This is a genomic window from Oceanobacillus sp. MO10714A (assembly GCF_037072045.1).
GTDB classification, from domain to species: Bacteria; Bacillota; Bacilli; order Bacillales; family Amphibacillaceae; genus Oceanobacillus; species Oceanobacillus indicireducens.
Window position 1 is genome coordinate 43778 of the sequence record NZ_JAXHDC010000015.1, and the last position, 21099, is coordinate 64876.

Annotated in this window: 19 protein-coding genes, 1 pseudogene and 2 riboswitches; of the genes and pseudogenes, 16 read left to right on the forward strand and 4 right to left on the reverse strand. The window is 42.1% G+C overall.

The annotated features are described in order from the left end of the window. Positions 1–7 precede the first annotated feature (7 nt). Both SPD53_RS10070 and SPD53_RS10075 read right to left on the reverse strand, forming a co-directional pair. Complete coding sequence (locus SPD53_RS10070) at positions 8–892, reverse strand: fumarylacetoacetate hydrolase family protein (protein ID WP_156856890.1); 885 nt, start codon at positions 890–892, stop codon at positions 8–10. A gap of 196 nt (positions 893–1088) precedes the next feature. Further along, entirely contained in the window at positions 1089–1811 is a 723-nt protein-coding gene (locus SPD53_RS10075; protein WP_198042643.1) for a dihydrofolate reductase family protein, read from the reverse strand. A gap of 117 nt (positions 1812–1928) precedes the next feature. On the opposite strand from SPD53_RS10075, the gene SPD53_RS10080 reads away from it, so the two are divergent. The 5 genes from SPD53_RS10080 (at position 1929) to SPD53_RS10100 (ending at position 7764) form a co-directional block, all read left to right on the forward strand. Beyond that, positions 1929–2819 (forward strand): LysR family transcriptional regulator, encoded by an 891-nt coding sequence (locus tag SPD53_RS10080; RefSeq protein ID WP_156856888.1) that lies wholly within the window; start codon positions 1929–1931, stop codon positions 2817–2819. Positions 2820–3048: 229 nt separating this feature from the next. Then, positions 3049–3843 carry an ABC transporter ATP-binding protein gene (locus SPD53_RS10085; protein ID WP_156856887.1) on the forward strand — a complete coding sequence of 265 codons (795 nt, stop codon included), beginning with the start codon at positions 3049–3051 and terminating at the stop codon, positions 3841–3843. Positions 3844–4046: 203 nt separating this feature from the next. Then, complete coding sequence (locus SPD53_RS10090) at positions 4047–4985, forward strand: glycine betaine ABC transporter substrate-binding protein (protein ID WP_156856886.1); 939 nt, start codon at positions 4047–4049, stop codon at positions 4983–4985. A gap of 150 nt (positions 4986–5135) precedes the next feature. Next, positions 5136–5236, forward strand: a riboswitch (purine riboswitch). A gap of 175 nt (positions 5237–5411) precedes the next feature. Continuing rightward, entirely contained in the window at positions 5412–6716 is a 1305-nt protein-coding gene (locus tag SPD53_RS10095) for an NCS2 family permease (protein ID WP_156856885.1), read from the forward strand. 313 nt (positions 6717–7029) lie between these two features. Next, complete coding sequence (locus SPD53_RS10100) at positions 7030–7764, forward strand: gamma-glutamyl-gamma-aminobutyrate hydrolase family protein (protein ID WP_156856913.1); 735 nt, start codon at positions 7030–7032, stop codon at positions 7762–7764. Between the two features lie 18 nt (positions 7765–7782). On the opposite strand, the gene msrA is transcribed toward SPD53_RS10100, so the two are convergent. After that, positions 7783–8319: a peptide-methionine (S)-S-oxide reductase MsrA gene (gene msrA, locus SPD53_RS10105; protein WP_336252467.1), complete on the reverse strand. Its 537-nt coding sequence runs from the start codon at positions 8317–8319 to the stop codon at positions 7783–7785. Between the two features lie 87 nt (positions 8320–8406). Here msrA and SPD53_RS10110 point away from each other — a divergent pair, with 87 nt between their 5' ends. The 11 genes from SPD53_RS10110 (at position 8407) to purD (ending at position 20450) form a co-directional block, all read left to right on the forward strand. Continuing rightward, the gene (locus SPD53_RS10110; RefSeq protein ID WP_156856883.1) at positions 8407–9117 is read left to right on the forward strand and encodes an MOSC domain-containing protein; all 711 of its coding nucleotides are present in this window, start codon (positions 8407–8409) and stop codon (positions 9115–9117) included. An 18-nt stretch (positions 9118–9135) separates the two neighbouring features. Then, entirely contained in the window at positions 9136–9420 is a 285-nt protein-coding gene (locus tag SPD53_RS10115) for a DUF3219 family protein (RefSeq protein WP_156856882.1), read from the forward strand. Between the two features lie 36 nt (positions 9421–9456). Further along, the gene (locus SPD53_RS10120) at positions 9457–10050 is read left to right on the forward strand and encodes a DUF2179 domain-containing protein (RefSeq protein ID WP_156856881.1); all 594 of its coding nucleotides are present in this window, start codon (positions 9457–9459) and stop codon (positions 10048–10050) included. Between the two features lie 531 nt (positions 10051–10581). Continuing rightward, positions 10582–10684, forward strand: a riboswitch (purine riboswitch). 103 nt (positions 10685–10787) lie between these two features. Further along, positions 10788–11279, forward strand: a complete 492-nt coding sequence (gene purE, locus SPD53_RS10125; protein WP_336252468.1) for a 5-(carboxyamino)imidazole ribonucleotide mutase — start codon at positions 10788–10790, stop codon at positions 11277–11279. After that, positions 11266–12393 (forward strand): 5-(carboxyamino)imidazole ribonucleotide synthase, encoded by a 1128-nt coding sequence (gene purK / locus SPD53_RS10130; RefSeq protein WP_336252469.1) that lies wholly within the window; start codon positions 11266–11268, stop codon positions 12391–12393. Before purE ends, purK begins: the two co-directional genes overlap by 14 nt. Positions 12394–12422: 29 nt before the next feature. Then, the gene (gene purL, locus SPD53_RS10135; protein WP_336252470.1) at positions 12423–14639 is read left to right on the forward strand and encodes a phosphoribosylformylglycinamidine synthase subunit PurL; all 2217 of its coding nucleotides are present in this window, start codon (positions 12423–12425) and stop codon (positions 14637–14639) included. Between the two features lie 20 nt (positions 14640–14659). Next, positions 14660–16027 (forward strand): amidophosphoribosyltransferase, encoded by a 1368-nt coding sequence (gene purF / locus SPD53_RS10140; protein ID WP_336252471.1) that lies wholly within the window; start codon positions 14660–14662, stop codon positions 16025–16027. A gap of 23 nt (positions 16028–16050) precedes the next feature. Further along, entirely contained in the window at positions 16051–17070 is a 1020-nt protein-coding gene (gene purM, locus SPD53_RS10145; protein WP_336252472.1) for a phosphoribosylformylglycinamidine cyclo-ligase, read from the forward strand. A 2-nt stretch (positions 17071–17072) separates the two neighbouring features. Next, the gene (gene purN / locus SPD53_RS10150) at positions 17073–17630 is read left to right on the forward strand and encodes a phosphoribosylglycinamide formyltransferase (RefSeq protein WP_336252476.1); all 558 of its coding nucleotides are present in this window, start codon (positions 17073–17075) and stop codon (positions 17628–17630) included. A 10-nt stretch (positions 17631–17640) separates the two neighbouring features. Next, complete coding sequence (gene purH, locus SPD53_RS10155) at positions 17641–19173, forward strand: bifunctional phosphoribosylaminoimidazolecarboxamide formyltransferase/IMP cyclohydrolase (protein ID WP_336252473.1); 1533 nt, start codon at positions 17641–17643, stop codon at positions 19171–19173. A 29-nt stretch (positions 19174–19202) separates the two neighbouring features. Further along, positions 19203–20450, forward strand: a complete 1248-nt coding sequence (gene purD, locus SPD53_RS10160; RefSeq protein ID WP_336252474.1) for a phosphoribosylamine--glycine ligase — start codon at positions 19203–19205, stop codon at positions 20448–20450. A gap of 408 nt (positions 20451–20858) precedes the next feature. On the opposite strand, the pseudogene SPD53_RS10165 reads toward purD, so the two are convergent. Continuing rightward, positions 20859–21099, reverse strand: a pseudogene (locus SPD53_RS10165) (hypothetical protein); the annotation flags it as partial.

The window sequence follows — 21099 nt, forward strand, 5'->3', positions numbered from 1 at the left end:
CTCTCCTTTAATTCTCGACAAGTTTATTTGTTAATCTTCCAATGTTTTCAATCGTTACTTCCATTTCATCTCCAGCTTGCAGCCATGTTTGATTTTCTGGTGTATACCCTAAAATAACACCTTCCGGGGTACCGGAGAAGATCACATCCCCTGGCTTTAATGTCATATATTGGGAAATATAACTAATAAGCGTTGCACAATTGAAAATCATATGTTTCGTGTTGCTGGATTGCCTAACCTCGCCATTAATCTTACACTCAATGTTCAGGTTTGCTGGATCAATCGCATCACTTGTAACGAGGTACGGTCCGATTGGAGCAAATCCATCAAGTGTTTTCCCGAGCAGCCACTGACCAGTCTTCATTTGCAGGTCTCGTGCAGATACATCATTTCCAACACTATATCCATATACATAAGATAGGGCTTCATCTTCAGCAACGTTACTGGCTTCTCTCCCAATCACAATAACAAGTTCAGCTTCATAGTCATATTTTTTAGCGGACCCAGGTAAGGGAATCGTTTGCTTGTGCCCGGTTAATGCATTATTAAATTTACTGAAGAGCACAGGAGATTCTGGTATCGCCATATCTGCTTCTTCAGCGTGAGGGATGTAGTTTAATCCGACACATAAGATTTTTTCGGGGTGGAGAACAACAGAGGCGAAGGAAACATCATTTTCATGTAAAGAATAGGATTGTTTACTTGCTTCAAGAGCGGCAATGACATGGGATAGTTGCTCTTCTCCTTCTTTGCCGGAACGAATTAATTCATCGATCGTTTGTGGGAGTGGCAAGTTATGTTGCGTGGCCGCTTCACTTAAATTAAAAAGCCCATCTTCGGTTTTAAGACTGAGCAATCGTTTGTTGTTTTTAATTACATGACCTAGTTTCATTGTTATATTTCCCCCTTGTTTTTATTTTGGTATTTGTAAAACAATCTTAATTATATGGTATCATTTTTAGTAAGGATTTAAGAGGCTATAATGAATGATACAGATAAAAAATGAGTTGTGAGCCATTTAATGATAGGCTCTCAACTCATTTATCATGATCATTTACAAATTTTATACGATTGATTCCTACTGACTATCAATCATTTTTCACCGAATACCTAATCCATAACGTACCATGCTCCAGCTCTTTAACGGATTTGAGTTCAAAAGCTGTTGGTTTAATACTGGAATATGGCTCCTTTGCAACAAAGAAACGATTGCCCTCCGGATCAGCATTTGCGATTGGCGCTAGAATCATGCTCACTTCATCAACGAGACCATTTTGGATGAAGGACCAATTAATCGTTCCGCCTCCGCCAACCATCATCCGTTTGATTTGGAAGAGATTATAGAACTTATCGAGCATGACAGCATAATCTATTTCATTTTCACCAGCGATAATGTAAGAAATTTCATTTTTTCTAAGAAAATCTTTATAGGCATTTGAAGCTTCCTCGGTTAAGACTTCGACAACGTGGGCAGGAACACCGCCATAACCGTAATTGTTTTTTTCAAAGGCTAATTCTCCGCGTGGGTCGATCGATAAGTAATACATAGGAGCTTCAGCGTCAGCTACAAAGTCACCATCAGGTACAGGTTCCGCGTTCTTGTCCAGCTTGGGCCTTTTATAAAGGGTAATATTGTCTTCTGTGGACGTTTTACCGTTCAGGTAGCCTTGGATATTGAATTGCTGTTTCTCTGGGTCTAAGGAAAGTTCTTGATATTGTCGACTTGCTTCTTCAAATTCTTTTAAATCCATGACATCAATATTTCCGTCAATTGCCGTGTGCGTGTGGATAATAATATATGGTTTGTTCAATTCTCTTCCTCCTCTTGTACGATCTTTTCTCATTCCATTTTAAAATGTTATGATGTTAATATCTAATGCCTATATCAAATAATCTATTATACGTTTAAAGCATGGGGGAGAAGAATTATGGAAATTCGCGTGTTGCGTTATTTTATTGCAGTCGCTAATGAACAAAATATTTCAGCGGCTGCGAAATCATTGCACTTATCACAACCGACATTGTCTAGACAATTAAATGACCTGGAGGAACAATTAGATACCGTATTATTTACAAGAGGAAACCGCAAAATCACGCTGACTGAGGAAGGGGTGTTTTTATTAAGAAAAGCAAAAGAAATTGTTGAGCTCGTTGATAAGACAGAAGCCAATTTCAAGCAATCCACAGAAGTAATCAGTGGAGATATTTACATTGGTGCGGGAGAGACCGAGGGAATGCAATTTATCGCAAAGACTTGGAGAGAACTACTGGAACGTTATCCAATGATTCATTTCCATCTCTATAGCGGGAATGCGGATGATATTACGAGTAAATTGGATAGTGGAATATTAGATTTCGGTATCGTGATTGAACCAGTCGACAAACAAAAATATGATTATATTAAATTACCAGCTACCGATGTGTGGGGTGTCTTAATGCGGAAAGATAGTCCATTAGCTTTGAAGTCGTTTATTGAACCGGATGATTTGATTGGTAAGCCATTAATCATATCCCGGCAAACGGCTGTCAGTAATGAAATGACTGGCTGGTTGGGGAGAAATATTGAAGATTTTAATATTGCCGGGACGTATAATCTTCTTTACAATGCTGCCCGGATGGTGGAAGAAAATATTGGTTACGCACTATGTTTAGATAAACTTATTAATACATCGGGGGATAGCAATCTCTGTTTTAGACCGCTTCAGCCGAAATTAGAAGTTAACTTAAATATTATTTGGAAAAAACATCAAGTGTTTTCAAATGTGGCGAAGAAATTTTTGGATCAGCTGCGATATAATATTGAAACTTATAGAAAGTGAGGAAGTGTATGCGGTGTTCGTTTAACAAAAGAGAAATTGGGTCTCATTAACGAGATTTTAAATAAGTAAGGAAGAGAAAAGGGGATGTCTAATCAAATATGGTAGACAACCCCTTATTTATACTTTTAGACACTTGCTTAGGCTCATCATATTTATTGAGTTGTTTTCAGAAATATCCTACAATGTGGAGTATTATATTAAATTTATCGGAATAGAGGAGGGATCAGGAATGGAAAGCATTATCCATTTGCAAGACGTAATCTGGAGGAGGAACAGGCGAGAGATTTTGAAAAATATCAATTGGGAAGTGAAATCGGGGGAACATTGGTGCATTTTAGGATTGAATGGATCGGGGAAGACCTCGATATTAAATATAGTGACAGGATATAATTATCCGACAGCGGGAGGGGTTTCCGTTCTTGGAAATGAATTTGGTAAAACGAATATCCCGGATTTAAGGAAGCGAATCGGTTATGTCAGTAATTCACTTGGACAATTTTCCCAGAGCTTGAACCGGGAAAAAGTCGAAAATATTATCGTAAGCGGAAAGTTTGCTTCCATCGGTTTATATGAAGAAGTGCAGCAGGAGGACTGGGAAAAAGCGGATGAGTTGCTATCGACTTTACGTTTACGCTACGTTAGCGGAAAACATTATCAAGATTTATCGCAAGGGGAACAGAGACGGGTGTTAATCGCTCGAGCCCTCATGGCTGATCCTGAGATTTTGATTTTAGACGAGCCATGTTCCGGGCTTGATGTATTGTCGCGGGAAGAAGTGCTTGGATTGATGAATGATATTAATAAGCGGGATTGTCATTTACTTTATGTCACCCATCATATTGAAGAAATAGTAGAAGCAATTTCTCATGTCTTGCTCGTCCGTGATGGTGAAATTGTTGCGGCTGGACGAAAACAAGAAGTGCTTACGGATGATTTATTATCAGAGACATTTAAAATTCCTGTCACTGTTCGCTGGGACGATGAGCGTCCATGGTTAACCATTCCAAAAATCAAAGTACATTGAGTAATTTAGTAAAAGGGCAGTATTTAATGAATAAACCGTCTGAGACAGTCTTTAAGAAAAACCATCCCGTGAAACATCCGTATATGCGAGAATATGCGGTTTGAGTATGTTGGCTAGAAAGGGTAAACTTTTAACCTATACGTTGTTTCTCGAAGTAAACAAATTTAAATAGGAGAAACGGAACTAACATAAGGGGTGTAAATTTGGATTTCAAGAAGTTTAAGTATGCAAGTTTGATTTTAGGACTTTTAATTACATTGCTGCTTGCAGCATGTGGTGACAAAGAAGAAGGTACGGATTCAGATAGTGGTAGTACAGACAGTAATGGGGAAGTAGATTATAGTGAGGCGGTCGATTACACGATTATAGGTATCGAACCAGGAGCAGGAATATCTGTTACGACAGAGGCTGCGATAGAAGAGTATGATAGTTTACAAGGATGGAATGTTGAACTATCTTCCACTGGTGCTATGATGACGGAGCTCGATAATGCAATCCGGAATGAAGAGCCAATTGTTATTACTGGCTGGAACCCGCATTGGATGTTTGCGGCACATCCAGATATGAAGTATTTGGATGATCCGCTTGAGATTTATGGCGGAGAAGAAAGTATTCATTCAATGAGCAGACGCGGGTTTGAAGAAGAACAACCGGAAGCTTACAAGATGATTGAACAGTTTGAATGGAACGTGGAAGATATGGAAGAGATTATGTATGAAGCGGAAGAAACCGGTGATGATATCAATCAAATCGCTGCCCAATGGGTAGAAGATAATGAAGATAGAGTTTCTGCTTGGTCAGAAGGTGTCGAGGATGTGGACGGTGTTGAAGTTGAGCTTGTGTCCACACCATGGGACTCGGAACGCGCATCCTCAGGAGTGTTAAAAGCAGCTATGGAGCAGAAAGGATTTGACGTAAGTGTAACAGAAGTGGATGTTGCTATTGTGTTTGAATCCCTTGCGACAGGCGATGCAGATGCTACATTAGCAGCATGGTTACCAATTACGCACAGAGAATTCTATGAAACTTATCAAGATGATATCGTAGACATGGGGCCAAACTTAGTCGGCGCCAAAATCGGTTTAGTCGTACCAGAATATATGGACATTGATTCTATCGAGGACTTGAATCCTAATAATTAAATGGAAGTGGAAGAACCAAGACAGGCAATTTAATGTCTTGGTTCTTTTTTTTGATTTCACTCCAAATTGCAACAAATACGAATGTTAATTGCGAAATATTAAATAACATTCGGGTTTTATTGACAAATATTGTCGAGAAGAGTAGAATGAGTTTATAATTAAATGCAATTGCGTATAATTTCGGGAATATGGCCCAAAGTCTCTACCAAACCACCGTAAACGGTTTGACTACGCAGGATGATTAATGAAGCTTTTTTCCGCTATCATTATTCAACTCTTGTGCTTTGGTAGACGCTCCTTATCCGAGCGTTTTTTTATTTTTATAGTATTCAATTTTAATAGGGTAAGCTCAAAAGGGTAAGGGGACAATTCAAAGCAAAATTTTCCGTTCGCAACGCATTTTCCAATTTTAGGAGGAAAAGTGGAATGAAAAAGTATTTTCAGTTTGAAGAGCTCGGCACAAATTACAAAACAGAATCCATTGCAGGGCTGACTACCTTTCTAGCAATGGCATACATTCTTTTTGTTAACCCGGCAACACTTTCAGCTGCGGGGATGCCTGAGGGTGCGGTATTTACAGCAACAGCAGTAGCCGCTGCAGTAGGTACACTAACAATGGGTGTACTCGGGAAATATCCTGTCGCACTTGCACCGGGAATGGGCTTGAACGCATTCTTCGCATATACCGTTGTTTTACAATACGGAATACCTTGGGAAACTGCTCTATCAGGAGTTCTTGTATCCGGAGTTATTTTTATCTTCTTATCTTTATCAGGTTTAAGAGAAATTATCATTAATGCAATCCCTGGAAATTTGAAGCTTGCAGTAGGTGCAGGGATTGGCTTATATATTGCTTTTATCGGTTTATCGAGTGCAGAAATTGTCGTTGCAAATGAAGCGACACTTGTAGGGCTTGGAAATTTACGGGATCCGAATGTGCTGCTGACAGTATTTGGTCTGATTGTGGCCGTTGTTTTACTTTTAAGAGGCGTTAAAGCGGGAATTTTTTACGGGATGATTCTGACGGCGATTATCGGGATGATCTTTGGATTAATTCCTGTTCCACAAGGGATTGGCGATATTGTTGGTACTGTACCGAGCTTAGCCCCTACGTTTGGTCAAGCATTCATTAATTTTGGTGATATATTCACCGTTGAGATGCTTATTGTTATTTTAACGTTCTTATTCGTTGATTTCTTTGATACAGCTGGTACATTAGTTGCAGTTGCAACTCAAGCTGGTCTTGTGAAAGACAATAAACTTCCACGGGCTGGTCGTGCATTACTTGCAGACTCAACAGCAACAGTTGTCGGTGCGGTTGTCGGTACGTCAACAACGACATCTTATGTGGAGTCAACTGCTGGTGTTGGTGCAGGTGGACGAACTGGTTTTACATCGGTTGTAACAGCAGGACTTTTCCTGTTGGCCTTATTCTTTTCCCCACTCCTTGCAATTGTCACAAGTGCAGTTACGGCTCCAGCGTTGGTGATTGTGGGGGTCATGATGGCGTCACAGCTTAAGAATATTGAATGGGATCGTTTCGAAGTTGCCGTTCCTTCCTTCTTTATCGTGCTGATGATGTCTCTTACTTATAGTATCGCAACAGGAATTGCGATTGGCTTTATATTTTATCCGATTACGATGATTGTAAAGGGGAAAGCGAAAGAAATCCACCCGATCATGTACGGATTATTCGTTACCTTTATATTGTATTTTATTTTCTTAAGCTAAAGAACAAAGGTGAAGGTGCTGGCAATTTTAGGTATCGCGGAATTTAGCCACGTATTAACGTCTGTAATACCCCCACCTCTAAACAAGAGGGAAAACCAAAATGTCAAGGTGGGGGATAATACAGTCCGTAAATCCCTGATTCTGTTCAACTAACATTCAGTTGGGAGGGGAGGAACCCCCCGCTGAATGAAGTTTCACTTTACCGTTTTTTATGCAATGCAAAAAGTCGGGCCTCTATTAGGTTCGGCTTTTTTTGTATAAGTAATAATTAAAAGTATCAGATGATACAATATAGGGTAGGGAGGGATCGATGGTGAGACCTTTAATTGGGGTAGTACCGGGAATGGAATTAAATGAGAAGCATTATAAAATAACGAAAAATAATATGCTCGCAATCGAACAAGCAGGGGGAATTCCTCTTGTGGTGCCTTATTTAACGAATTCAGATATGATAGGTGAACTAATTGATCGGATTGACGGACTGTTTCTAACGGGTGGAGATGATATTGATCCGATCTACTTTAATGAAGAACCCCATTTGAATCTTGGACCGTTTATCCCAGATCGGGATGCGTTTGAAATGAAAATAACAAGGGAAATTTTAGCGAAAGATAAGCCGGTATTTGGAGTGTGTAAGGGGGCGCAAATGTTGAATCTTGCAGCTGATGGTGATATGTATCAGGATATTCACGGGCAACTAAAGGGTGAGCTGATTCAACATCGTCAAAAGGCTGCCAATTATGTACCAATCCATGCAGTCGAATTAATGAAGGGTTCTTTGATCTATCGGTTGGCCGAGGAGAAAACGATTCGAGTGAATAGTTATCATCATCAGGCAAATCGTAAGCCTGGTAAGCATTTTATCATTAGCGGAAAAGCGCGTGATGGCGTTGTTGAAGTTGTGGAAAGCACAGTTCACCGTTTTGCATTAGGAGTCCAGTGGCATCCGGAACATATGAAAGATCCTGTGTCGAAAAAGATATTTCGTGGATTTGTTGCTGCGTGTGAAGAAGGAAAAAGAGAAAAGAAAAAGGCTTGGGAAGATTGAATTTCCCAAGCCTCCATTTTAATTTTCAGTCATAACATTCCAATGGGTTTCGATAAATTCATCTCGCCCAGATTTCGCCCGGTCTTTCTCATATACTTCTTTTTCTTTTTTATAGAAGTCTTGATGGTATTCTTCCGCCGGGTAAAAACGAGTTGCCGGAAGGATTTCTGTTACAATCGGTTTCTTAAAAGTTCCACTTTCTGCTAACTTTTCCTTTGATTGTTGTGCCTTCTCCTTTTGCTCTGGAGTCGTATGAAAAATTGCTGTCCGGTATTGGCTGCCGCGATCATGAAATTGACCACCAGCATCAGTTGGGTCGATTTGCTTCCAATATAAATCAAGAATGGTATCATAGCTTATTATCTCAGGGTTGAACGTGATTTCAACTGCTTCGTAATGGCCGGTTTCCCCTGTTTTCACTTGTTCGTAGGTTGGATTTTCCACCTGGCCACCCGTATAACCGGAGATTACGCTATGAACGCCTTCCCATGTATCAAACGGCTTTACCATGCACCAGAAGCAGCCACCTGCAAATATTGCTTTTTCTACAGCCATATCTATACCTCCAAGTCTTTCGGTTTCTTTCTAACATTCTTTCATATAGAATAAAATTAATAATATCATGGAAAAGCAGGTGAAACAATGGAGGAGCCACATCTACATAAATTGTTTATTGGGAAAGTGCAGCGGGTAGGTAAAGAAAATGCGGAAAATCCATTGGAAAGACAATGGGAAACAGGGATTTTTAAAGGTGAAACGAAAGGGCCGGTCTGGCTTAGTAAAACTGGTTTTATAGGCGATGAAGTTGGCGATAAGAAGAATCACGGTGGAATGGAGAAGGCTGTTTTTTGCTATCCGATCAAGCATTATACATACTGGCAGGAGAAATATGACCATGAAGATCTGGTAATGGGAGGTATGGGAGAGAACTTTGCTGTGCTTGAAATGGATGAATTCAGTGTATGTATTGGTGATACGTACAAGGTCGGTGATGCAGTGATTCAGGTTTCACAGCCCCGACAGCCATGCTGGAGACCGGCACGCCGTTTTCAGATTCTTGATCTCGCTCTCCAGATTCAGAATACAGGAAGGACAGGCTGGTATTTCCGTGTACTTGAAGAAGGTAATGTCGAAGCGGATAGTCCAATTGACTTGTTGGAGCGCCCTTATCCACAGTGGACTGTTCAAGCAGCGAATGAAGTGATGCATTTTTATAAAGATGATTTACGGCTCGCAGACGAACTAGCATCCTGTGAATTGTTGGCTGAGAATTGGGTCAAGCGTTTGAGGAAGCGATTGCGCGGTCAAGAGTCGGGAATTGATCGGCGTGTATTTGGTCCGAATAAAGAATAAGTTAGGAGCGGATAAGTCATGGAAGTTGTTCTGAATGAATTGAAACTAGATGCGCAGAATGTTAAAGAGGAAATTAGGGAAGATAAAGGAAAGGTACGAAAATTTATCGCTTTTGACTTTAAAGTTCATAGTGACGACTATCATGACGTGACGACGGAACTATATAAAAATGATTTTTTAGTCCGTGTGCCGGAAAGAAATCTTGAGTTCCAAGCAGTGATTCATAACTATTCGACTTCCGTTACAGATTTATATGTGCAAGATGCGGTTGGGGATTTTAAGTTGGAACTAATTGAAAAGTAAGAAGAAAGAATAGATGTTTTCCGAGGGGGAATGGCGATGCTTGAAAATGCGTTAATTATGGTGGCAATTATTTTTATAATCAATGTCGTCTATGTATCAATGTTTACAGTGCGGATGATTTTTACATTAAAAGGCAAGCGTTATATCGCAGCTTTAGTAGGTATGTTTGAAGTTGTCATCTATGTCATCGGGTTAGGGTTAGTGCTTGACAATTTGAATGAGATCCAGAACTTGGTTGCTTATGCGCTCGGTTTTGGACTTGGCGTAATTGTCGGTTCCATGATTGAAGAAAAGCTCGCGCTCGGATATATCGTTGTGAATGTAACCTCCTCCAATCCGGACATTAAGTTCACCCAACAGATTAGGGAAAAGGGGTTCGGTGTTACGAGTTGGTATGCTTATGGGATGGAAGGGGACCGCTTAGCGATGCAAATCTTGACACCGAGAAAGTATGAACTTTCCTTATATGAACTCATTCAAGAAATTGATCCGAAAGCATTTATCATCTCTTATGAGCCAAAGCAAATCCATGGTGGGTTCTGGGTGAAACAAGTGAAGAAAAGTAAGATTCAAAAGCATCATGAAGAGCTCGTGGAAGAACATGAGAAGGAGAAAGAGGAAGAAGGCTGAGGCATTTAGTTTATATACACTTTGATATGTGTGGAGTCGCAGATATCAAAGTGTTTTTTTATTTTATTATGGTTGCTTTCCCATTAGAATATTATAAATGTGCTTACGCGAGATTAAAACTCGGTTGTTTTCCTTAAAAAGCAAGATGAATGGACGAATGGGAAAGTAAAGTCCGGTTATATTCCCAATAAAGCAAGAAGAATGAGGGAATGGGAAAATAAAGTCCGGTTATATTCCCATTAAGGCAAGAAGAATGAGCTAAAGGGAAAATAAAGCCCAGTTATATTCCCAATAAAGCCTGGGTGTTTAGCCGTTTAACCATATCCTTCGCTCACTTTTAAATTTCGATGTATAAGAGTTACACACCCCCATCATTTTCAGTCCAGCAAATTTGAGCAAACCACTAAAGTGGGACAAATGCTCTGACCCCATGTCCCAGAAAAAGAGTGAAATCCGAACGTTAATAGGTGAAGTTATTTTATCGTTCGATTTTTGTTGATTTTCCTTCCTTGTTTTGATATGCTTAACGCAGAAAAAGTGAATAAAACACCTCATATATTTCATGGAGAATATGGCTCCGAAGTTTCTACCCTTGACCGTAAATCTAAGGACTATGAGGGAAGATGGGGCATTATGCAAAATAATGATGAATGTTATCTACTCGTAGTCTATCATCTTCTCTTATATGTGGAGAATTAGATAGACTTTTTTAATCTTAATGGAAAGTAGGGATTTTCATGGCTTTAGTAGGTGTAATCATGGGAAGTATCTCTGATTGGGAAACGATGGAACATACGTGCAAGGCACTTGAAGAATTAGAAATTCCGTATGAAAAAGAAGTAATTTCTGCACACCGTACACCGGATGATATGTTTGAATATGCGAAAAATGCCCGGAAGCGCGGACTAAAAGTAATTATCGCTGGTGCGGGGGGAGCGGCACACTTACCAGGAATGGTAGCCTCGCAAACCAATCTTCCGGTTATCGGCGTACCAGTCCAGGCGAGAGCGCTGAACGGACTTGATTCCTTACTATCGATTGTGCAAATGCCTGGTGGCGTACCGACTGCGACTGTAGCTATTGGAAAAGCCGGAGCGACGAATGCAGGAATTTTAGCCGCTCAGATTATCGGTACTTATGATGAAGGAACAGCGAATAGATTAGTAGATTATCGAAATGGAATGAAAGAAAAAGTAGCAGAAATGAGGGAAGCTCTTGCAGACAAATAAAGTGATTCTACCACCGAAAACGATTGGGATTATTGGCGGCGGACAACTTGGTCGGATGATGGCAATCGCAGCGAGATACATGGGGTATAAAATCGCTGTCTTGGACCCGACACCAGATTGTCCGACAGCCCAAGTGGCGGACACACAAATTACAGCAGCGTACGATGACATGAATGCCATCAAAGAACTGACAAAAATCAGTGATGTCATTACGTATGAATTTGAAAATGTTGATTTGGAAGCGGCGACGTATATTGAATCCCTTGGTAAATTACCCCAAGGTTCCCTCGCGCTTGAAGTCACGCAAAACAGAGAGAAAGAAAAGACAACGATCAAAGACCTGGGTCTCCCAGTACCGGACTTTTCCATTGTAAGAAATGGAGCAGAAGCAAAAGCTGCATTAGAAACAGTGAAACTACCTGTTGTTATTAAAACATGCAGCGGTGGTTATGACGGAAAAGGCCAGCTGAAGATCGAGACAGAAGCGGATAAAGAAGAAGCAATCCGATTTGCGGAAGAACAGAAGCACTGCATCATTGAAGAATGGGTTCCTTTTGATAAAGAAATTTCTGTCGTGTTTTCAAGGACTGCAACAGGTGAGATTGAGTATTTCCCGATTTCTGAGAATGAGCATCGCGACCATATTTTATATAAAACAACCGTCCCGGCTGCTGTCAGTAAATCAGTCCAAGAGAAAGCGTACCATGCGGCGAAATTACTCGGGGAGAAGATGGGAATTGTCGGAACCTTTGCGATTGAGATATTTGTAAGTGGAGATGACATTTACTTAAATGAAATGGCACCCCGACCGCACAATTCTGGTCATTACAGCATTGAAGCATGTAACATATCACAGTTCGATCAACATGTCCTCGCTATTTGCGGGCTTCCATTAAAGGAAATCGAATTATTACAGCCGGCAGTGATGGTGAACGTGCTCGGTGAACATGTCGAAGGATTGCTCGAACATATGCAAGGGAGTTCGTTGGGGCACAGCCATTTATATGGTAAAGCTAGTGTGAAAGAAAAGCGGAAGATGGGTCATATCACTTTTGTCGACAAGGACGAGCAAGCAGTATTGCGCCAAGTTGCTGTTTATGAAAACGGCAAGTAGCAAATTTCCAAACACGGAGGGGAAAAGGAATGAGCAATAATTCAATGACAAACGAGCAAATTGAAACGGGAAAAATCTATCGGGAAATGGGATTAACGGATGAGGAGTTCCAACTCGTAAAAGAAAAAATGCAGCGACTCCCGAATTATACGGAAACTGGAATTTTTTCCGTTATGTGGTCAGAGCATTGTAGTTACAAAACATCGACACCATTATTAAAAAAATTCCCGACAAAAGGCGAACATGTTCTCCAAGGGCCTGGTGAAGGTGCTGGTGTTGTTGATATTGGTGACGAGCAGGCGGTTGTCTTTAAGATCGAAAGCCATAACAGCCCGTCTTACATTGAACCATTCGAGGGTTCGGCTACAGGAGTCGGCGGGATATTACGTGACGTATTTTCGATGGGAGCCAAGCCGATCGCTGCTCTCAATTCCCTTCGTTTTGGAAAGTTGGATCAAGACCGGACGAAATGGTTATTCACCGAAGCAGTTCGCGGTATTGCAAATTACGGAAATACGATTGGAGTTCCCACAGTTGGCGGGGAAGTTCAATTTGATGAAAGCTATGAAGAGAATCCGCTTGTCAATGCGATGGTCGTTGGGCTCGTTAATCATAAAGACGTGCAAAAAGGGGTAGCATCTGGTGTCGGTAATACAGTCATTTATGCTGGTGGGAAGACTGGAAGAGACGGAATCCATGGTGCTACATTCTCCTCCGATATTGTGGAAGCAGAAGAAGATCATAAGTCAGCTGTTGCGATTGGTGACCCGCATATGGGTAAGAAACTGATTGAAGCTTGTCTTGAAGTCATTCATTTGGATGCACTCGTTGGAATCCAAGATATGGGAGCGGCGGGCCTTACATCTTCAGCAAGTGAAATGGCGAGTAAGGCGGGAACTGGGATAGAACTTGTTCTTGACCATGTCCCGCAGCGGGAAGAAAATATGAACGCATACGAAATGATGTTATCGGAATCCCAAGAGCGCATGCTGCTAGTTGTAGAAAAAGGTCGGGAGCATGAAATCATAGCCATTTTCGAGAAACATGGTGTTGAAGCAGTAGCAATCGGTGAGGTACTTGAAGAAGAAGTTTTCCGAATTAAACATCAAGGTGAAATCTATGCGGAAATACCAGTTGCAGCTCTGACAGATGATGCACCTGTGTATGAGATGTCTTCTAAAGAACCGGATAATTATCGCGCATTACAAGCACAGGAAGTTACAATCCCTGCTGACTTGAACCATAGTGAAATGCTCCGGACCTTATTACAGCAGCCGACAATTGCTAGTAAGGAATGGGCGTATAAACAATATGATTCAGAAGCGCAAGGAAACACCATTGCTGGACCTGGTCATGATGCAGCAGTCGTAAAGATTGATGGAACGGATAAAGCAATTGCGATTACAACGGATTGTAATTCTCGTTATCTCTATTTAGATCCGAATGTGGGCGGACAAATTGCGGTCGCTGAAGCAAGCAGGAACATTGTTTGTACTGGTGCGAAGCCACTTGCAATTACGGATGGATTAAACTACGGAGACCCGACAAAGCCTGAGAACTTCTGGCAAATGGAACAGAGTATCGACGGGATTCGTGAAGCTTGTCTAGCACTTGAGACACCGGTAATCAGCGGGAATGTATCGCTTTACAATGAGTCGAAAGGTGAAGCGATCATGCCGACACCAATTATCGGAATGGTTGGTTTACTGGAAGATACGAAATATTTAACACCGAACACGTTCCAAGCAGCAGGAGATGCGATTTATCTCATCGGCGAAACAGAAGCAGAGTTCGGGGGAAGTGAACTGCAGAACGTTTTAGAAGGAAAGTACGCAGGTAAAGCTCCTAAAATAAACTTAGAGACAGAAACAGCAAGACAGAAACAGATCTTAGAGGCGATCCGGGCAGGAGTCGTAGCATCGGCTCATGATATTTCAGAAGGTGGTTTTGCCGTTGCCCTTGCTGAATCCGCATTTAATGAGAAAGGTTTAGGAGTGGCAGTTACGCTGGAAGGGGACGCGACAACTGCATTATTCAGTGAAACCCAGTCGCGCTTTATTCTTTCTGTTAAAAAAGAAAACAAAGCGAAATTTGAAGAAATCGTTCGTGACGCAACCGAAATCGGCACGGTGACAACAGATGGAACATACGAAATCCAAGTAAGTGGCCAAGCAATCATTAAGGAAAATGTAGACCAACTCAATACGCTCTGGAAAGAAGCAATCCCGGCGTTATTGAAATCTTAAAGCTAAAAGAGGAATGCCTTATGTTTGGAATTTGGGGACATACCCATGCTGCTGCGCTCTCCTATTATGGGCTGCACGCTCAGCAGCATCGTGGACAAGAAGGGGCCGGCGTTGTTGTCAATGATGGAGAAGAATTGAAGCTCCATAAAGGATTAGGACTTGTCAATGATGTATTTAAACATGCCGATTTTCAGGAGTTTACAGGTAAAGCAGCAATCGCCCATATCCGCTATTCGAAGCATGGGGATAAAAATCGGGCGGTGGATAGTGTCGAGCCACTCGTCTTTCATTCAAGATCAACGAGTATAGCCATTGCCGACAGTGGCAATATCGTCAATGGTGAAAAACTGCGTGAAGAATTGGAGGATAACGGCAGTATTTTACAGAGTGCGACAGATTCGGAGCTCCTCGCCCACTTGATTAAACGCAGCAAGAAAAAGTCGAACGAAACAGCGATAATAGAAGCTCTTCAGCAACTTAAAGGTGCTTATACATTTTTAATTATGGATCAAGCGCATATGTATGTCGTGAATGATCCCCACGGTATCCGTCCCCTTTCAATCGGGAGACTCGGGGAAGCGTACGTTGTTGCCTCGGAAACGAGTGCTTTTGATATTGTTGGTGCAACCTTTGAACGAGAAGTTTTGCCTGGTGAATTGCTTGTTATTAGTGACGAAGGATTGAAGTCTGTAAGATTTGCCATGCGGGAACAGCGCCGTCTCTGTGCGATGGAATATGTTTATTTTTCCAGGCCGGACAGTGATTTAAATCAGGTAAATGTTCATGCCTCAAGAAAACGGATGGGGATGGAGCTGGCGAAAGAAGCACCAGTGGAAGCTGATGTCGTGACCGGGGTTCCGGATTCAAGTATTTCGGCAGCGATTGGGTACGCAGAGCAAATCGGTTTACCATATGAAATGGGTATTATAAAAAATCGTTACATCGGTCGGACATTTATCCAACCATCCCAGGAACTAAGAGAGCAAGGGGTAAAGTTGAAGCTTTCACCGGTGCGTGGGATTGTCGATGGGAAAAGGGTTGTCATGATTGATGATTCAATTGTACGGGGGACGACCTCTAAACATATTGTAAGGCTGTTAAAAGAAGCGGGAGCAAAAGAAGTGCATGTGCGTATTGCTTCACCCGCGATTCAGAATCCTTGTTATTACGGAATTGATATGTCAACGAGGGAAGAATTGATTGCAGCGAACAACTCACTTAAGGAAATAGCTGAGCTGATCGGAGCAGACAGTATCGAGTATCTTTCCGTAGAAGGAATGAAACAAGCAATTGTTCGAGAAAAGTCAATTCATCAAGGGATTTGCCATGCTTGTATGACCGGGGAATATCCGGTGCCAATTTCAGACAAAAGAGAAGATCCTTCTTAAATAATGGATAAGGAAGTGTAATCATGTCAGATGTATATAAGAAAGCAGGCGTTGATGTTGAAGCGGGCTATGAAGCGGTAGAACGGATGAAGAAGCATATTAAGAAAACAACACGCCCGGAAGTGCTCGGCGGAATCGGTGCATTCGCAGGATTATTTGATCTATCGAAGTTTTCATTTAAAGAACCGGTCATGGTTTCCGGGACAGATGGTGTCGGAACGAAACTAAAGCTTGCCTTCGAAATGGATAAGCATGACACGGTAGGGATTGACCTTGTTGCGATGTGTGCGAACGATATCATTGCTCAAGGTGCAGAGCCATTATTTTTCCTCGATTATATTGCGTGTGGAAAGAATAATCCGGAAAAAATCGAGCAGATTGTAGCTGGCGTCGCGACCGGTTGTGTAGATGCTGGTGCTGCATTGATTGGTGGGGAAACAGCGGAAATGCCGGGGATGTATAACGACGAGGAATACGATCTTGCAGGCTTTGTTGTCGGAATTGCGGAAAAGTCGAAGCTTGTTACCGGTGAACAGATTGCGGAAGGAGACGTTCTCATCGGGCTCACGTCCAGCGGAATTCACTCCAACGGTTATTCGTTAGTGCGGAAAATCGTCGCTGATCTTGATTTTAATCAAACCTATGAAGGTCTTTCGAAACCATTGGGCGAAGTACTTTTAACACCAACGAAGATTTACGCAAAGCCAGTTGCAAATGTACTGGAAAAACTCACGGTTAAAGGGATTTCTCATATTACTGGTGGAGGATTTTATGAAAACTTGCCACGAATGTTACCAGCTGGTTTAGGGGTTAATGTGAAACAAGGCAGCTGGAACATCCCAGAGATCTTCCCATTTTTAGAGCAAAGAGGTGTCATTCCAGAGAAAGAAATGTACGGTGTATTTAATATGGGTATTGGAATGGTGCTTGTTGTGGAAGAAAAAGATGCAGAAGCTGCGGTTGCAATCCTACAAGAAGCTGGGGAAGAGGCTTCCGTTATCGGTAAAGTAACTGGTGAAGAAGGAGTGCAGTTTTCTTCATGAGTATGGTGAAAGTAGCTGTATTCGCATCTGGTACGGGGAGCAATTTCCAGGCTATGCTGGATACAGACAATCTCCCGTGTGAAATTGTTCTCCTCGTCTGTGATCAGCAGCAAGCTAGGGTTTTAGATAAAGCGAAGCAGCATGGTATTGAAACATTTGTCTTCTCTGCGAAGAATTATGAAAGCAAGGAAGCGTATGAAACGGAAATAGCGGAACAGCTGAGAAAGAAAGGAATCGAATGGATTTTCCTTGCGGGTTATCTGCGTCTGATTGGTCCGACACTGCTTGAAGCCTACGAAGGGAAAATTGTCAACATCCATCCATCGTACTTACCTGCCTTCCCGGGGAAAGATGCAATCGGTCAAGCTTTTGAAGCTGGAGTCGAGGAGACGGGTGTTACCGTCCATTTCATCGATGAAGGAATGGATACGGGGCCGATTATTGAGCAAGTTGCTGTTCCAATTTTAGCAAATGATACGAAAGAAACGTTACAAAAACGGATCCAAGCAGTGGAACACCGTTTGTATCCGCAAGTAATTAGAGAGCTAATACAAAAGTGAGGGATTTTTCATGGGGAAAAGAGCGTTAATCAGCGTTTCCGATAAAACGAATATTACAGAGTTTGCCAAAAATCTTGAGGGACTTGGAGTTGAAATCATTTCAACTGGAGGCACGTTACAAGCGATAGAAAGTGCAGGAGTTAAAGCGATTGCGATTGATGAAGTGACAGGATTTCCTGAAATTATGGATGGCCGTGTGAAGACATTACATCCGAAAGTTCATGGCGGACTACTTGGAAAACGCTCCAACGCCGGTCATAGGAAAGAAATGGAAGAAAATGAGATTGAGCCGATTGATATCGTTGTTGTCAATCTTTATCCTTTCAAAGAAACATTACAAAAGCAAGATGTATCAAAGGAAGAAATTATCGAGAACATTGATATCGGTGGCCCGACAATGCTTCGTTCTGCTGCAAAAAACTTTGAGGACGTGCTTGTGGTTGTGGACCCGGAAGACTATCCGCGGGTGCTTGATGCTTTGCAGGAAGATGATGCACCAATTGAACTGCGCCAGCAATTAGCGGCAAAAGTGTTCCGCCATACGGCAAATTATGATGCAATGATTGCAGGTTATTTCGCAGGAGAGACCAAAGAAGAATTCCCAGAAACCTATACGGTTACATATGAAAAAGTCCAGGACTTGCGTTACGGGGAGAACCCGCATCAGAAAGCAGCCTTTTACCGTGCACCACTAGCAACTGGAATTAGTTTAGCTGGAGCGAAACAGTTACACGGAAAAGAACTATCTTATAACAATATTCAGGATGCGAATGCGGCGCTTGAGATTGTCGGCGAGTATGAAGATGCAGCAGCTGTGGCGGTAAAGCATATGAACCCGTGCGGAATTGGCGTTGCTGCTAACCTGCATGATGCATATAAACTAGCGTATGATGCGGATCCGATTTCAATTTTCGGTGGAATTGTTGCACTTAACCGCGAAGTCGATCAAGCAACAGCGCAAAGTTTACGTGAAATATTCCTTGAAATCATTGTAGCACCAAGTTTTTCAAAAGAAGCACTGGATATTCTGACAGAAAAGAAAAACATTCGCTTACTTGAAGTAGATATGTCAGAGAACAAAGAAGTGAACCACAAACTGACAACTGTTGGCGGCGGTGTGCTTATTCAGCACCAAGATGCTGGACAAGTTACAGCAGACGATCTCCAAGTTGTAACGAAGAAGCAACCGACAGAACAAGAGATTGCTGATTTGCTATTTGCTTGGAAGGCAGTGAAACATGTAAAGTCGAATGCGATTGTGCTCGCGAAGGATAACCAGACAATTGGAATTGGAGCAGGCCAGATGAACCGGGTCGGCTCCGCTAAAATTGCAATTGAACAAGCAGGAGAGAAAGCGAACGGATCAGTGCTGGCGTCTGACGCATTTTTCCCGATGCCGGACACAGTGGAGAATGCAATTAAAGCAGGGATCACAGCAATCATTCAACCAGGCGGCTCGAAGCGTGACCAGGATTCGATTGATGTCTGTGATGAGCACGGGATTGCCATGGTTTATACAAATATGCGTCATTTCAAACATTAATTGAAATCGGGAAATAGAGGAGAATAGCGATGAACGTATTAGTTGTTGGTCGTGGTGGCCGTGAACATAGTATTGTTACAAAGCTAAAGGAAAGCGAGCAGGTTACAACCATTTTTGCAGCACCAGGAAATGCAGGTATGGCGGGAACGGCTGAATGTGTGGCCATTGATGAGATGGATATTGCCGGACTTGTAGCTTTCGCGAAAGAAAAGAAATGTGATCTAACTGTCGTCGGCCCGGAAAGTCCGTTGAATGCAGGGATCGCTGATGCCTTTCAGGAAGCAGGCTTAAAGATCTTTGCTCCGACAAAGGCGGCAGCTCTATTAGAAGGCAGTAAAAGTTTTGCAAAAGAATTTATGAAGAAATATGATGTGCCGACTGCCGATTATGCTGTTTTTAATGATGCGAACCAGGCGAAAGCATATATTAAGGAAAAAGGTGCTCCAATTGTTGTGAAAGCAGATGGTCTCGCTGCTGGAAAAGGAGTTATTGTTGCACTAACGGAAGAAGAAGCACTAGCAGCTGTTGATGAAATGCTTGTATCGAAAGCCTTCGCTGAAGCTGGTGCGACTGTCGTTATTGAAGAGTTCCTTGATGGGAAAGAATTTTCTCTCATGGCTTTCGTAAAAGAAGATAAGGTGTTCCCGATGGTGACCGCACGCGACCATAAGCGTGCGTTTGACGGAGATGCGGGACCGAATACTGGCGGTATGGGTGCTTTTGCTCCTGCTGACGATGTGACGGAGAAAGATCTGGACTTTGCGATGGAGCATATTTTACTTCGGACGGCAAAAGGGATGATTGCGGAAGGTCGTCCGTTCACAGGAATCCTTTATGCTGGACTGATTATGACGAAAGAAGGACCGAAAGTCATTGAATTCAATACGAGATTCGGTGACCCGGAAACACAGGTTGTCCTGCCGTTATTGAAAAATGATTTATACCAAGTGTTTATTGATGTGATTGATGGCGCGGATCCGAAGCTTGTCTGGGAAGACAAGGCTTGTCTCGGCGTTGTCGTTGCGTCGGTTGGCTATCCGGGGGCTTACACGAAAGGTATCGTGCTGCCAGCCTTGCCGGAAGGGCCTAATCCATTTACAGTACATGCCGGGACCGTGCTTGAAAATAACAGACTCGTTTCGGATGGTGGGCGTGTGCTTCTCGTTGGAGCTGCTGCTGATACGAGAGAGAATGCAGCGAAACTCGTTTATGAATCAATGGGTGAACTAAAAAGTTCAAACGACTTTTTCTATCGTACGGATATTGGTAAACTATAAAAGAACTGGGACAAGGGCACTGACCCCAATGTCATCAAGTTAAGCTATAAATAATTACAGTTAAACGATGACAAAGTTAAGCATAAACAGCATGAGGGTAACAAAAGTGAATTTATTTCTGCCTTCCCTTGTGAAGTAGCTACTTTTGGTTCGGGATTCACACATAAAGCTGTAATCATAAAAAATTATCCGACTTAATTCCACAGCTTCTAAAAACTTACTTTTAGTCAACATAATCACCCCTTATTGTTGGTATAATACCTTTACCAACAATAAGGGGTTTTGAAACCAGTTATGGAATTTCCTGTTTAGGGGTCAGAGCAAGTGTCCCAGTTATGATTAAGATGGTATGAAACGATTGGTTTCGTTCGATCAGGTCGGCTTCATACCATTTGGTACGCAGTAAAATTATTCTTTAACATTGCTGGCGATTTTTTGGATTTCTTCTTTTGATAGACCAGTTATTTCTTCGATGATATGAGGATCTAAGCCTTTTTTTATCGAATTTTTAACCAGTATTTCCTCCATTTCCTTTTTACCTAGTTCTTTACCTTCCTCACGAAACATATCAGCCAAGCTCATAATAATTTTGCTCCCTTCTGGGTGGGACATTGGGGTCAGAGCAAGTGTCCCAGTTATGATTAAGATG

What these genes read in the sequence shown, in the direction of transcription:
- msrA (WP_336252467.1), bottom strand. Translation starts at nt 8,319, where the DNA reads ATGGCTGTAGAAAAAGCAATATTTGCAGGTGGCTGCTTCTGGTGCATG.
- purH (WP_336252473.1), top strand. Translation starts at nt 17,641, where the DNA reads ATGGGGAAAAGAGCGTTAATCAGCGTTTCCGATAAAACGAATATTACA.
- purM (WP_336252472.1), top strand. Translation starts at nt 16,051, where the DNA reads ATGTCAGATGTATATAAGAAAGCAGGCGTTGATGTTGAAGCGGGCTAT.
- SPD53_RS10070 (WP_156856890.1), bottom strand. Translation starts at nt 892, where the DNA reads ATGAAACTAGGTCATGTAATTAAAAACAACAAACGATTGCTCAGTCTT.
- SPD53_RS10110 (WP_156856883.1), top strand. Translation starts at nt 8,407, where the DNA reads ATGGAGGAGCCACATCTACATAAATTGTTTATTGGGAAAGTGCAGCGG.
- purF (WP_336252471.1), top strand. Translation starts at nt 14,660, where the DNA reads ATGTTTGGAATTTGGGGACATACCCATGCTGCTGCGCTCTCCTATTAT.
- SPD53_RS10080 (WP_156856888.1), top strand. Translation starts at nt 1,929, where the DNA reads ATGGAAATTCGCGTGTTGCGTTATTTTATTGCAGTCGCTAATGAACAA.
- purL (WP_336252470.1), top strand. Translation starts at nt 12,423, where the DNA reads ATGAGCAATAATTCAATGACAAACGAGCAAATTGAAACGGGAAAAATC.
- purD (WP_336252474.1), top strand. Translation starts at nt 19,203, where the DNA reads ATGAACGTATTAGTTGTTGGTCGTGGTGGCCGTGAACATAGTATTGTT.
- SPD53_RS10120 (WP_156856881.1), top strand. Translation starts at nt 9,457, where the DNA reads ATGCTTGAAAATGCGTTAATTATGGTGGCAATTATTTTTATAATCAAT.
- purE (WP_336252468.1), top strand. Translation starts at nt 10,788, where the DNA reads ATGGCTTTAGTAGGTGTAATCATGGGAAGTATCTCTGATTGGGAAACG.
- SPD53_RS10085 (WP_156856887.1), top strand. Translation starts at nt 3,049, where the DNA reads ATGGAAAGCATTATCCATTTGCAAGACGTAATCTGGAGGAGGAACAGG.
- SPD53_RS10115 (WP_156856882.1), top strand. Translation starts at nt 9,136, where the DNA reads ATGGAAGTTGTTCTGAATGAATTGAAACTAGATGCGCAGAATGTTAAA.
- purN (WP_336252476.1), top strand. Translation starts at nt 17,073, where the DNA reads ATGGTGAAAGTAGCTGTATTCGCATCTGGTACGGGGAGCAATTTCCAG.
- SPD53_RS10095 (WP_156856885.1), top strand. Translation starts at nt 5,412, where the DNA reads ATGAAAAAGTATTTTCAGTTTGAAGAGCTCGGCACAAATTACAAAACA.